Origin of the sequence: Acidovorax sacchari, assembly GCF_042847045.1 — a bacterium.
GTDB lineage: Bacteria > Pseudomonadota > Gammaproteobacteria > Burkholderiales > Burkholderiaceae_C > Paracidovorax > Paracidovorax sacchari.
This window is the reverse complement of record NZ_AP035783.1, coordinates 2,357,254-2,369,819: the sequence shown is the minus strand read 5'-3', so window position 1 is coordinate 2,369,819 and position 12,566 is coordinate 2,357,254. Positions and strand designations below refer to the sequence as shown.

Below are 12,566 nucleotides of genomic sequence, written 5' to 3'. Positions count from 1 at the left end.
CCCGGAAGGGACTGCGGGCTCGGCGCGGTGCCGCGGGGCACCGGTGCCTGGCGGACGCGGGACCGTCAGTCCGCCGTCGCCTCTTCGGGTTCCGCGGGCTCGGACTTGGCCGAGCGGTCCTTCTTCGGCAGCGGCTGGATGTCCAGCAGCACGTCGGGCGTTTCCACACCCTTCTCGTCGGTCTTGACCTCGATGTCCACCGTCAGGCGGCCACCTTCGGTCAGGCGTCCGAACAACAGTTCGTCGGCCAGCGCGCGGCGGATGGTGTCCTGGATCAGGCGCTGCATCGGGCGCGCGCCCATCAGCGGATCGAAGCCCTTCTTGGCCAGGTGCTTGCGCAGCGCGTCGGTGAAGGTGACTTCCACCTTCTTCTCGGCGAGCTGGGTCTCCAGCTGCAGCAGGAACTTGTCCACCACGCGCAGGATGATCTGCTCGTCCAGCGCCTTGAAGTTGACGATCGCGTCCAGGCGGTTGCGGAACTCGGGCGTGAACAGGCGCTTGATGTCGGCCATCTCGTCGCCGGCCTGCCGCGGGTTGGTGAACCCGATGGTGGCCTTGTTCATGGTCTCGGCACCCGCGTTCGTCGTCATGATGATGATGACGTTGCGGAAGTCGGCCTTGCGCCCGTTGTTGTCCGTCAGCGTGCCGTGGTCCATCACCTGCAGCAGCACGTTGAAGATGTCCGGGTGCGCCTTCTCGATCTCGTCGAGCAGCAGCACCGCGTGCGGCTTCTTCGTGATGGCCTCGGTCAGCAGGCCGCCCTGGTCGAAGCCGACGTAGCCGGGGGGCGCGCCGATCAGGCGGCTCACGGCATGGCGCTCCATGTACTCCGACATGTCGAAGCGGATCAGCTCGATGCCCAGGATGTAGGCCAGCTGCTTGGCCGCTTCGGTCTTGCCGACGCCGGTCGGGCCGCTGAAGAGGAACGAGCCGATCGGCTTGTCGCCCTTGCCCAGGCCCGAGCGCGCCATCTTGACCGCGGAGGCGAGCACTTCCAGCGCCTTGTCCTGGCCGAAGACCACGCTTTTCAAGTCACGCTCGATGGTCTGCAGCTTGCTGCGGTCGTCGTTGGAGACGTTCGCGGGCGGGATGCGCGCGATCTTCGCCACGATTTCCTCGATCTCGGCCTTGCCGATGGTCTTCTTGCGCTTGCTGGCCACCAGGATGCGCTGGGCAGCGCCGGCCTCGTCGATCACGTCGATGGCCTTGTCGGGCAGGTGCCGGTCGTTGATGTACTTGGCCGACAGCTCCGCCGCCGCCTGCAGGGCCGCGGTGGCGTACTTCACGCTGTGGTGCTCCTCGAAGCGGCTCTTGAGGCCCTTGAGGATGTCCACCGTCTCGGCCACCGTCGGCTCGACCACGTCGACCTTCTGGAAGCGCCGCGACAGGGCCGCGTCCTTCTCGAAGATGCCGCGGTACTCGGTGAACGTGGTCGCGCCGATGCACTTGAGCTGGCCGCTGGAGAGCGCCGGCTTGAGCAGGTTGGACGCGTCCAGCGTACCGCCCGAGGCCGCGCCGGCGCCGATCAGCGTGTGGATCTCGTCGATGAACAGGATCGCGTTTGGCTTGTCCTTGAGCGACTTGAGTACGCCCTTCAGGCGCTGCTCGAAATCGCCGCGGTACTTGGTGCCGGCCAGCAGCGCGCCCATGTCCAGCGAATAGACCGAGGCCTCGGCCAGGATCTCGGGCACGTCGTTCTGCGTGATGCGCCAGGCCAGGCCCTCGGCGATCGCGGTCTTGCCCACGCCGGCCTCGCCGACCAGCAGCGGGTTGTTCTTGCGGCGGCGGCAGAGGATCTGGATCGTGCGCTCGACCTCGTAATGGCGGCCGATCAGCGGATCGATCTTGCCCTCCTTGGCAGCGACGTTCAGGTTCTGGGTGTACTGCTCCAGCGGAGAGGCCTTCTCGCTGCGCTCGCCGCCAGCGCCCTCTTCGGCTTCCGAGGGGTTCTCGGCCTTCGCGGGCTCCGGCGGCTCGCCCTTCTTGATGCCGTGGGCGATGAAGTTGACCACGTCCAGGCGGGTGACGCCCTGCTGGTGCAGGTAGTACACGGCGTGCGAATCCTTCTCGCCGAAGATCGCGACCAGCACGTTCGCGCCGGTCACTTCCTTCTTGCCGTTGCCGGTGGACTGCACGTGCATGATGGCGCGCTGGATCACCCGCTGGAATCCCAGCGTGGGCTGCGTGTCCACCTCGTCGGTGCCTGCCACCTGGGGCGTGTTGTCCTTGATGAAATTCGCCAGCGACGAGCGAAGGTCCTCGACGTTGGCAGAGCATGCGCGCAGCACCTCGGCTGCGCTGGGGTTATCAAGCAGTGCAAGCAACAGATGCTCCACGGTGATGAACTCGTGGCGCTGCTGGCGGGCCTCGACAAAGGCCATGTGCAAGCTGACTTCCAGTTCCTGGGCAATCATGTGAACTCCTTTGTGCTTGCGGGGGAAGGGATAACGATAGATCGGGACCCGGGACCGGTTATTCAACCGGCTCGCTCAGGCATTGCAGCGGGTGGCCCGCCTTGTGTGCGGCTTCGCGCACCTGTTCGACCTTGGTGGCGGCGACGTCGCGCGAATACACACCACATACGCCTTTACCGTCCAGGTGGATCTTCAGCATGATCTGCGTGGCCGCTTCGCGGTCCTTGCCAAAGAACTCCTGCAGCACGACGATCACGAACTCCATGGGCGTGTAGTCGTCGTTCAGCATCACCACCTGGTACATCTGGGGCGGCTGGGTCCTTTGCGTGCGCCTCTCGAGCACGACCGAGCCGCCATCGTCCCGCGACGGCACTCCCGTGGGAAGCGTCGGGGTCATGGAAGGTGGTTTAGTTGCCATGCGGACCATTCTAGAGCGTCCGGGACAGTTTGCCCCAGAGCGAAAAAGCCCATTGCGGGGGTGCAAATTCCGGTCTTGCGACACGGTTTCGCATGCCGCGCGGCATGGGCGGGAATCCGCCGGAGGGAGACGCGCCGTTCCATTTGCCGGCGCCCGCCGGGATTTCAAGCCCGCACCGTGGAACGTGCCCGCGGGGCATCTCAGCCGGCGTCGTACACGACGTTCACCACCCCGCTGCCGGCCTCCGCGCTCCAGGCCGCCAGGGCCGCGTCCGAGGGGAAGAACCGGCTGCCCTCCCCGAGTTGCAGTTCCGCCACGGCCTCCTGCCCCTCGGAGCGGCAGCGCACGCCCATGCGCACGCGCAGGCCGTGCACCAGCACCTCGCCCTCGGGCGTTTCCTGGCGCTTCGGGGGGAACTCGCGCACCAGGCGCTGCACGTCCGGCGCGCAGTCGCCCACCGCCACCTGCAGGTAGCGGCCGAACTTGGCCCGCGCGCTGGCGAGATCCCAGCCCTGCATCACCTTGACGCGCAGGCCGCCGCTGAAATGGTCGAGCTGCAGGCGCCCCAGCAGCACCACGAATTCATCCTCCTTGAGCAGGTCGCGGTGGGCATTGATCACGTTCTCGTCGGCCGAGGCCTCGATCATGGCGGACTTGTCGTCCAGCTTGAACAGCGCCAGGCGCCCCCGCTGCCCGTTGATCACCCGGAAGTCGCTCACGATGCCCGCCATGATCTGCGGCTCCCGGCTGTCGGCCAGCTCCTCGATCGGGGTGCGGATGAAGCGGCGGACCTCCTTTTCCACCTCGTCGAACAGGTGGCCCGACAGGTAGAAGCCGACGGCGGTCTTCTCCTGCGTGAGCCGCTCCTTCACGCCCCAGGGAAGCATCTCCACCAGGGCCGGATCCTGGGTGCTGGAGCCGTGCGAGTCGTCGCCCATCATGTCGAACAGGCCGCCCTGGTTGGCGTTGGCGATCAGGGAGTTGGCGAAGTCGAAGGCCCGGTCGATCGACGCCACGAGCGACGCGCGGTTCATCTCGATGGCGTCGAACGCGCCCGCCTTGATCAGCGCCTCCAGCGTGCGCTTGTTGAGCCGGGTGCGGTCCACCCGCGCGCAGAAGTCGAACAGGCTGGCGAAAGGTCCCTTCGTTTCGCCGCGCGGGCCCACGCCGCGGCCCTCGCGCGCGGCGATGATCGCCTCGATCGCCTGCTGGCCGGTGCCCTTGACCGCGCCCAGCCCGTAGCGGATCACCTTGTCCGTCACCGGCTCGAAGCGGTACATGCCGCGGTTCACGTCCGGCGGCTCGAAGGTCAGCCCCATCTTCATGGCGTCTTCGTACAGCACCTTCAGCTTGTCGGTGTCGTCCATTTCCACCGTCATGTTGGCGCAGAAGAACTCGGCCGTGTAGTGCACCTTGAGCCAGCCGGTGTGGTAGGCCAGCAGGGAGTAGGCGGCGGCGTGCGACTTGTTGAAGCCGTAGCCCGCGAACTTCTCCATCAGGTCGAACACCTCGTCGGCCTTGTCCTGGCCGATGCCCTTCTCGGCCGCGCCCTTGCGGAAGATCTCGCGGTGCTCGGCCATCTCCTCGGCCTTCTTCTTGCCCATGGCCCGGCGCAGCATGTCGGCGCCGCCGAGGCTGTAGCCGCCCAGCACCTGGGCGGTCTGCATCACCTGCTCCTGGTAGACCATGATCCCGTAGGTCTCGGCCAGCACGGGTTCCACCAGCGGGTGCGGATACTCCACCGGTTCCTTGCCGTGCTTGCGGTTCACGAAGGTGGGGATCAGGTCCATCGGGCCCGGGCGGTAGAGCGCGTTCAGGGCGATCAGGTCTTCCAGCCGGCTCGGGCGCGCTTCCTTCAGCATGCCCTGCATGCCACGCGATTCGAACTGGAACACGGCTTCCGTCTTGCCTTCGGAGAACAGCCGGTAGGTCGGCGCGTCGTCGAGCGGGATGTTCTCGAACGCGAAGTTCTCCTGCCCCTTGTGGCGCTTCATGATGAACTCGCGCGCGATCTCCAGGATCGTCAGCGTGGCCAGGCCCAGGAAGTCGAACTTCACGAGGCCGATGGCCTCCACGTCGTCCTTGTCGTACTGGCTCACGGCCGACTCGCTGCCCGGCTGCTGGTAGAGCGGGCAGAAATCGGTGAGCTTGCCCGGTGCGATCAGCACGCCCCCGGCGTGCATGCCGATGTTGCGGGTCATGCCCTCGAGCTTCTGCGCCATCTCGATGACGGTCTTGACGTCCTCTTCCTTGCGCACGCGCTCGTAGAGCATGGGCTCCAGTTCCAGCGCGTAGTTGTTCTTGTCGCCTTCCTTCTTCACTTCGGGCGGATAGGCCAGCGTGTAGGACATGCCGGGCTTGCCCGGCACGAGCTTGGAGATGCCGTCGCAGAAGGTGTAGCTCATGTCCATGACGCGGCCCACGTCGCGGATGGCGGCCTTGGCTGCCATGGTGCCGAAGGTGGCGATCTGGCTCACGGCGTTCTTGCCGTACTTGTCCTTCACGTAGTCGATCACCCGGTCGCGGTTGGACTGGCAGAAATCGATGTCGAAGTCGGGCATGGACACCCGCTCCGGGTTCAGGAAGCGCTCGAACAGCAGGTTGTACTGCAGCGGGTCCAGGTCGGTGATCTTGAGCGCATAGGCCACGAGCGAGCCGGCGCCGGACCCCCGGCCCGGGCCCACCGGGCAGCCGTTCTCCTTGGCCCACTGGATGAAGTCGCCCACGATGAGGAAGTAGCCGGGGAACCCCATCTTCAGGATGGTGGCCAGCTCGAACTCCAGCCGCTCCACGTAGCGCGGGCGCTGCCTGTCGCGCTCGGCCTCGTTGCGGAAGAGGTGCTTCAGGCGCTCTTCCAGCCCTTCAAACGACGCATAGCGGAAATACTCGTCGATCGGCATGCCGTTGGGCGTGGGGAAGTCCGGCAGGCGCGGCTTGCCGAGCACCAGCGTCAGGCTGCAGCGCCTGGCGATCTCCAGCGTGTTGGCGATGGCCGTGGGCACGTCCGCGAACAGTGCCTCCATCTGGGCGCTCGACTTGAAGTACTGCTCCCGGGTGAAGCGGCGTACCCGGCGCGGGTTCGCGAGGATCTCCCCTTCCGCGATGCAGACCCGGGCCTCGTGGGCCTCGTAGTCGTCGGCGGTGAGGAACTGGGTGGGCTGGGTCGCCACCACGGGCAGGTTGAGGCGCGCCGCCAGCTGCACGGCCGCCACCACCTGGGGCTCGTCCTCCGGCCGCCCGGCCCGCTGCAGCTCCAGGTAGAAGCGGTGCGGGAACAGCCCGGCCAGCCGCAGCGCCACGCGCGCCGCGCCGGCGTCGTCGCCGCGCGTGAAGGCCTGGCCCACGGGGCCCGCCTGCGCGCCGGACAGCGCGATGAGGTCGCCGCCCAGCTCTTCCAGCCACTCCCAGGTGCACAGCGGCACGTTCTTCACGACATTGCGCGTCCAGGCGCGCGCCAGCATCTCGCACAGGTTCAGGTAGCCCTGCCGGCCCTGGGCCAGCAGGAGGATGCGGCCGGGCGGGTTGCCGGCGGTCTCGGGCTCGATGCTGACTTCCGCGCCCAGCACGGGCTTGACGCCTTTGCCGCGGGCTTCCTTGTAGAACTTGATGGCGCCGAAAAGGTTGTGGAGATCGGTGATCGCGAGGGCGGGCTGGCCGTCTTTCGAGGCCGCCTTGGCCACTTCGTCGATGCGGGCGGTGCCGTCGACGACGGAAAACTCGGTGTGCAGGCGCAAATGGACAAACATGGGGCTATTGTAGGAATCCGCCCCATCCCGGGCCCGGAGTGGGGTGCTGGCCGGCCGGTACAATGGCCCGTTGTCCGCAGCCCGCCGCACCGCGCCGGGCGTGCGCCGGCCTCCCTTTATCCGATTGTCAGAAAGCCGCTGCCATGCCGCGTTTTTCCCTGCCGCTCTTGACCACCCTGCTCGCCGCGGGCGTGCTCGCGGGCTGCTCCAGCACTACCGAAGACAAGACCGCGGGCTGGAGCCCCAACCGCATCTATTCCGAGGCGCGGGACGAGCTGAACAGCAACTCCTACGACAAGGCCGTCCCGCTGTTCGAGAAGCTCGAGGGCCGTGCCGCAGGCACCCCGCTCGCGCAGCAGGCCCAGCTGGAAAAGGCCTACGCCCAATACAAGGGCGGCGAGAAGGCCCAGGCGATCGCCACGCTCGACCGCTTCATGAAGCTGCACCCCGCGAGCCCGGCCTACGACTATGCGCTCTACCTGAAGGGCCTGGTCAACTTCAACGACAACCTCGGGCTGTTCTCGTGGCTCTCGCGCCAGGATCTTTCCGAACGCGACCAGAAGGCTGCCAAGGATTCATTCGAATCCTTCCGCGAGCTCGTCACCCGCTTCCCCGATTCGCGCTACGCGCGCGACGCGCAGCAGCGCATGACGTACATCGTCAACTCCCTCGCGCAGTACGAGGTCCACGTGGCCCGCTACTACTACCAGCGGGGCGCCTACGTGGCCGCCATCAACCGCGCGCAGATCGCCCTGGCCGACTACAAGGACGTGCCCGCGCTCGAGGAAGCGCTCTACATCCTCATCAAGTCCTACGACGCGCTCGGCATGACGCAGCTGCGCGACGATGCGCAGCGCGTGATGGCCGCCTCCTACCCGCAGAGCGAATACATGCGCAACGGGTTCAAGGCGAAGGAGGAGCCGTGGTGGAAGGTCTGGTGACGGCCGCCAGGCCGCGCAGCGCCTCTCCCCACTCCGCCTCGTCCTGAATCCGGCGCATGGGCGGCAACGCGGCCAGCAACCGCTTGCCGTAGCCCATGGTCACCAGCCGGGCGTCGGCCACCGCCAGCAGGCCGCGGTCCTGCTCGTTGCGGATCAGCCGCCCGGCGCCCTGCTTGAGCGCGATGGCCGCATCCGGCAGCGCGAAATGCCGGAAGGCACTCCTTCCCTCCTGCTCCAGGCGCTGCGACCGCGCCTCGACCACCGGATCGCCCGGCGGCGGAAACGGCAGCTTGTCGATCACCACCAGTTGCAGCGCATCGCCGGGCACGTCGAACCCCTCCCAGAACGAGGCGGACGCCACCAGCACGCACCCCGGGCGGTCCCCGCCGGCATCGGCCTCGCGGAAGCGCTCCATCAGCCGGCGCTTGGGCCAGTCGCCCTGCACCAGCACCTCGATGCCGGAACCATCGGGAAAGCGCTCCCGCAGCGCGTCGCCGATCGTGCGCAGGGCCTTCAACGTAGTGGTCAGCACCAGCGTGCGCCCGCCCAGCACGCGCGCGGCATCGCCCGTCCAGCGTGCCACCGCGGCCCCGTGGCCCGGATCGGACGGGGAAGGCAGCTGGCGCGGCACGTAGAGCGCGGCCTGGGCCGCATAGTCGAAGGGGCTGGGCACCTGCAGTACCCGGGCACCCTCCAGCCCGCAGGCTGCCGTGAACCATTTCAGCGAGGCGTCGTCGCCCAGCGTGGCCGAGGTGAATACCCAGGCACGCGGGCGCCCTCCCCACTCGCCGGAGCCCGCACCAGGCTGCGCGGCAGCCCCCGGAGCCGGCAGCGGGGAGCCGGGGCCGGGTGCGGCCCACGGATCGGGGTCGCCGCCCTCATCGCTCCAGGGCAGGTCGTCCGGCGCGCCGGGGTCGGCGTCCTTGCCGGCATCGGCGGACGGCTCCGCGGTCACCTCCTCGTGCGGAAACCACAACCTGCGCAGCGGCTGCGCGATGTCCAGGGGCACCAGACAGGCGCGCACCTGGTGCTGCCCGACCTCCACCCAGCGCACCGCATCCGGCGGGGCCGGGTCCAGGAACAGGGCGAGCCGCTCCATCACCTCCACGCAACGCTCGTGCAGCCGCACGAAATCGGGTGCGATCTCGCTGACCGTGTCGAGCGCCGCCAGCGCCTCCCGCGCCGCGGCCGACAGCCGGCCGAGGGCGTCGTCCCAGGCCGCGCGCTCCACGCCGTCGGGCACCGGCCCCGACCAGCGCAGGCGCGTTCCCGGTGCACGCGCTCCCGTGGCCATGCGCCAGTCGCGCGCGGCCCGCTCCAGCGCGGCGGCGGCGCCCTGCCAGTCCGCCAGGCCGCGAGCGAACTGCAGGCCCGCGGCCAGCACGTCGCGTGCAAGGTCCAGCCAGTGCGAGGAGCCCATCTGCGTGCCCATGAACTGCACGCCCGTCTCGTTGAGCTGGTGGGCCTCGTCGAACACCACCACGCGCACGCTGGGCAGCAGTTCCGCCACGCCCGATCCGCGGATGGCGTGGTCCGCGAAGAAAAGATGGTGGTTGATGACCACCACATCGGCCGCCATCGCCTCGCGCCGGGCCTGGTACACATGGCACTCGCGAAAGCGCGGACAGGACGAGCCCAGGCAGTTGTCGCGGGTGGAGGTGAACAGCGGCGTCGCGGCCGACCGTTCGTCCCAGCCCGGCAGTTCCGCGAGATCGCCGGTGGCGGTGGCGTGCGCCCACGCTTCCGCGCGCGCGAGCACGCGGGCGACGGCCGCATCGGCCGCCGAGGGGTGCTGGCGCGCGATGCCGAGCCGGTGCAGGCACAGGTAGCTGCCGCGCCCCTTGAGCAGGGCCGTGCGCGCGGGCAATGCCAGGGCCTGGAGCAACCGGGGCAGATCGCGGCTGTGGAGCTGGTCCTGCAGCGCCTTGGTGGCGGTGGAGATCAGCACGCGCTCCCCGCTCAGCAGCGCCGGCACCAGATAGGCGAAGGTCTTCCCGACGCCCGTGCCGGCCTCCACGACCAGCGCCCCGCCCCGCTCGATGGTTTCCGCGACAGCCGCGGCCATGGCGGCCTGCCCCGCCCGCGGCTGGAAGCGCGCCTGCGCGATCGCCAGAGGCCCGTCTTCGGCGAAAGCGGCCGACACCGCCTGCAGGAGCGTGCCGGGGTGTTCCGCGCCGGCGCTCAACCGCGGCTCCGCGGGACGCGGCAGGCGCGAGACAGTTCACAGAAAACGCGGTCCATCCCTCGATAATAGGGCTCCCCGGCCGCATGCGGCCCATTGCCGGCTTTTTCCCGCCCTTCCGATACCGCCATGACCAAACCGTTTCGTCTCACTGCGTCGACCGGTATCCACAAAGGCGACCGCGACTACCAGCAGGACCAGGTGGCGCTGATCGCGCATCCCCGGCACAACGGCTGCGTGCTCGGCGTGGTGGCCGACGGCATGGGCGGGCGCAGCGGGGGGCGCAAGGCCTCCGACCAGGTCATGATGACCGCGCGCCAGCTCTTCGAGCGCTACGCGCCCGACAGCGACGACCCGGTGGCCATGCTCCGGCACATGGTGGAAGAGGCGCACATCGTGATCCGCCTGACGGCCATTTCCTCGGAGCAGGAGCCCCACAGCACCGTGGCGGCCTTCCTCATCCATCCCCGCGGCGACTGCTACTGGGCGCATGCGGGCGACTCGCGCATCTACCACTTCCGGGGCTCCCAGCTTGTCCACCGCACCAGCGACCACTCCTACGTCCAGGCGCTGGTGGACCGCGGCGAGATCACCGAGGCCGAGGCCAACACCCATCCGCACTCCAACATCTTGGTGGGGTGCCTGGGCACCGAGAGCGACCCGCCCGTGGCCATCCACACCATCGCCCAGCTCATGCCCGGCGACACGCTCATGGCCTGCAGCGACGGGGTGTGGCATTACTTCTCGCCCGCGGAACTCGGCTCCGTCGTGGATTCGCTCACCCCGCGCGAAGCGACCGAATTCCTCATCGAGAAGGCACGCAGCCGCGCACGCGGAGGCGGCGACAACCTGTCGCTCGCCATCGTGAAGATCGAGGCACTCGCGGACGCCGCCGGACCGGCGGGCACCCGGCCCCTGCCCGCCCAGCGCTGAGCCGGACCGGGTGAAGGCTGGCGGCCGGTCAGCGGGCCGGCGCGGAACCGGCTGGCGCCGGCGGCGGAGCGGGATCGGCCGGCTCCGGCAAGGGGGCCGCCGGTTTGCGGCCGGAGGCCGCCGCTTCGGCATTGGCACGCTCGCGCTTTTCCCGGCGCTCCCGCGCGGCCTGCTGCTTGGCCTCGTAGCGTGCCCGCGCCTCGGCGGAGCGTGACGGCTGCGAGGCGGTGCGTTCGGCCTCGCTGTTGCGGTGGGACTCCTCCCGTGCGCGCTGCTGCGCCGCACGGGTGCGCGCCTCCTCCTCGCGCCGCGCACGGTCCTCGGCCTGGGCCTGGGAGCGCGATTCGGCGCGCATGGGCGCGGGGCGTTCCCCGCTTTCGATCTTCTGCCGCTGCTCGGCCTGTTTCTGCTCGATGGACTGCATCCGCAGCGCGGCCTTCTCGCGCCGCTCCGCATTGTTCAGTTCCACCTCCCGCTTGCGCAGCACCGCCTCCGCATCGCGCACCTGGGAGCGCACCGTCTCCAGGCAGTCCTCCACGGAGAAGCGCTGGTAGCAGACCGCCTCTTCCTTCTTCTTGCGCGCTTCGAGGGCGGAGCGCTCCTCCTGGATGCGCTTGCGCTCCGCGGTCCTGGCTGCCTGGGCCGTCTCGAACGCTGACTTGGCCTGCTCGGCATCGCCCTGTGCAGCGGCGGCAGCGGCGGGACCGGCCACGGCCCACAGCGCCCAGGCGACCGCCAGTGCGAGGGGGCGGAGAAGGGAGGACGGGAAAGAGTTCGGCATGCGGGAATCCTTTTGCGGGCGACTTCAGGTCAGCCCCGTGTCCACCACCCGGCGCTCGAGCGCCAGGAATTCCTTGGACTGCATTTCATTGAGGCGGGACACGGTGCGGGGAAACTCGTGCGCGAGCGGTCCCTCGGTGTAGAGCTGCTCGGGCGGCACGGCGGCCGACAGGATGAGCTTGACGCGCCGGTCGTAGAGCACATCCACCAGCCACGTGAAGCGCCGGGCCGGGGAGGCCATCGCCACGGGCATGTAGGGCACGTTGGACAGCAGCACGGTATGGAACTGCGACGCGATTTCCAGGTAGTCGTTCTGCGAACGCGGGCCGCCGCACAGCACGTCGAAATCGAACCATACCACCCCGCCGGCCTTGCGGCGCGCCCGGATCTCGCGCGCCTCGATGTGCAGCACCGGATCCTCGTCGCGGCTTTCGGCGAGCTGGTCGAAGGCGGCCTCCATCTCGGCCTCGGCCTGCGGGCCCAGCGGGCAGTGGTAGAGCCGGACCTGCTCCAGCGTGCGGCGCCGGTAGTCTGTGCCGTTGTCCACGTTCACCACCTCCAGCTTCTCGTTGAGCAGGTCGATGGCCGGCAGGATGCGGTCGCGGTGCAGGCCGCCCGGGTACAGGTCGTCGGGCTTGAAGTTGGACGTGGTGACGAAGCCCACGCCGTTGTCGAACAGCGCCGCCAGCAGGCGGTGCAGGATCATGGCGTCCGTGATGTCCGCCACGTGGAACTCGTCGAAGCAGATGAGCTTGTAGCGCTTGGCGATGCGCTCGCCCAGCACGTCCAGCGGGTTCACGGTGCCTTGCAGGCCCGCCAGTTCGCGGTGCACCTCGCGCATGAACTCGTGGAAATGCAGGCGCACCTTGCGGCGGATGGGCACCGCGTTGAAGAAGCAGTCCATCAGGAAGCTCTTGCCGCGGCCCACGCCGCCGTACATGTACACGCCGCGCGGAACGTCCGGGCGGTTGATGAGCTTCTTCAGTGCGTTGGAGCGCTTTTCCTTGTAAGCCGCCCAGTCGTCCGCGCAGCGCTGCAGCGCCTCGACGGCCCTCAGCTGGGCCGGGTCGCTGCGGAAACCCTTGGCGGCCAGCTCGGCCTCATACGCCTGCTTCACGTTCACGGACGTCTCTCCCACGCAATCATCGACCA

8 protein-coding genes are annotated in these 12,566 nt (G+C 68.7%); 2 read left to right on the top strand and 6 right to left on the bottom strand.

The features are described 5' to 3' along the window. Positions 1–65: 65 nt before the first annotated feature. From clpA to dnaE, 3 genes are all read right to left on the bottom strand, one after another. The gene (clpA, locus tag ACGHC0_RS10765) at positions 66–2,414 is read right to left on the bottom strand and encodes an ATP-dependent Clp protease ATP-binding subunit ClpA (RefSeq protein WP_013594441.1); all 2,349 of its coding nucleotides are present in this window, start codon (positions 2,412–2,414) and stop codon (positions 66–68) included. A 58-nt stretch (positions 2,415–2,472) separates the two neighbouring features. Next, complete coding sequence (gene clpS / locus ACGHC0_RS10760; protein WP_368355204.1) at positions 2,473–2,841, bottom strand: ATP-dependent Clp protease adapter ClpS; 369 nt, start codon at positions 2,839–2,841, stop codon at positions 2,473–2,475. Positions 2,842–3,032: 191 nt separating this feature from the next. After that, complete coding sequence (dnaE, locus tag ACGHC0_RS10755; protein ID WP_415268188.1) at positions 3,033–6,578, bottom strand: DNA polymerase III subunit alpha; 3,546 nt, start codon at positions 6,576–6,578, stop codon at positions 3,033–3,035. Positions 6,579–6,721: 143 nt separating this feature from the next. Here dnaE and ACGHC0_RS10750 point away from each other — a divergent pair, with 143 nt between their 5' ends. After that, a complete protein-coding gene (locus ACGHC0_RS10750) occupies positions 6,722–7,519 on the top strand; it encodes an outer membrane protein assembly factor BamD (protein WP_013594438.1) in 798 nt (265 codons plus the stop codon). Here ACGHC0_RS10750 and ACGHC0_RS10745 read toward each other — a convergent pair. Then, entirely contained in the window at positions 7,482–9,704 is a 2,223-nt protein-coding gene (locus ACGHC0_RS10745; protein ID WP_415268187.1) for an ATP-dependent DNA helicase, read from the bottom strand. The two genes, ACGHC0_RS10750 and ACGHC0_RS10745, sit on opposite strands and share 38 nt — an antisense overlap. Before the next feature lie 126 nt (positions 9,705–9,830). Between ACGHC0_RS10745 and ACGHC0_RS10740 the strand changes: the two genes are divergently transcribed. Then, positions 9,831–10,634: a PP2C family protein-serine/threonine phosphatase gene (locus tag ACGHC0_RS10740; protein WP_415268186.1), complete on the top strand. Its 804-nt coding sequence runs from the start codon at positions 9,831–9,833 to the stop codon at positions 10,632–10,634. A 28-nt stretch (positions 10,635–10,662) separates the two neighbouring features. Here ACGHC0_RS10740 and ACGHC0_RS10735 read toward each other — a convergent pair whose 3' ends face one another. Together ACGHC0_RS10735 and zapE are read right to left on the bottom strand one after the other, a co-directional pair. After that, positions 10,663–11,415, bottom strand: coding sequence for a hypothetical protein (locus ACGHC0_RS10735; RefSeq protein ID WP_415268185.1), 753 nt, complete (start codon positions 11,413–11,415; stop codon positions 10,663–10,665). A gap of 24 nt (positions 11,416–11,439) precedes the next feature. Continuing rightward, on the bottom strand, positions 11,440–12,537 hold the full coding sequence (zapE, locus tag ACGHC0_RS10730; protein WP_415268184.1) for a cell division protein ZapE: 1,098 nt from the start codon (positions 12,535–12,537) through the stop codon (positions 11,440–11,442). Positions 12,538–12,566: the final 29 nt, after the last annotated feature.

Excerpts from the sequence above, each read along its gene's own strand:
- clpA (WP_013594441.1), bottom strand. The coding sequence starts at position 2,414 with ATGATTGCCCAGGAACTGGAAGTCAGCTTGCACATGGCCTTTGTCGAG.
- clpS (WP_368355204.1), bottom strand. The coding sequence starts at position 2,841 with ATGGTCCGCATGGCAACTAAACCACCTTCCATGACCCCGACGCTTCCC.
- dnaE (WP_415268188.1), bottom strand. The coding sequence starts at position 6,578 with ATGTTTGTCCATTTGCGCCTGCACACCGAGTTTTCCGTCGTCGACGGC.
- ACGHC0_RS10750 (WP_013594438.1), top strand. The coding sequence starts at position 6,722 with ATGCCGCGTTTTTCCCTGCCGCTCTTGACCACCCTGCTCGCCGCGGGC.
- ACGHC0_RS10740 (WP_415268186.1), top strand. The coding sequence starts at position 9,831 with ATGACCAAACCGTTTCGTCTCACTGCGTCGACCGGTATCCACAAAGGC.
- ACGHC0_RS10735 (WP_415268185.1), bottom strand. The coding sequence starts at position 11,415 with ATGCCGAACTCTTTCCCGTCCTCCCTTCTCCGCCCCCTCGCACTGGCG.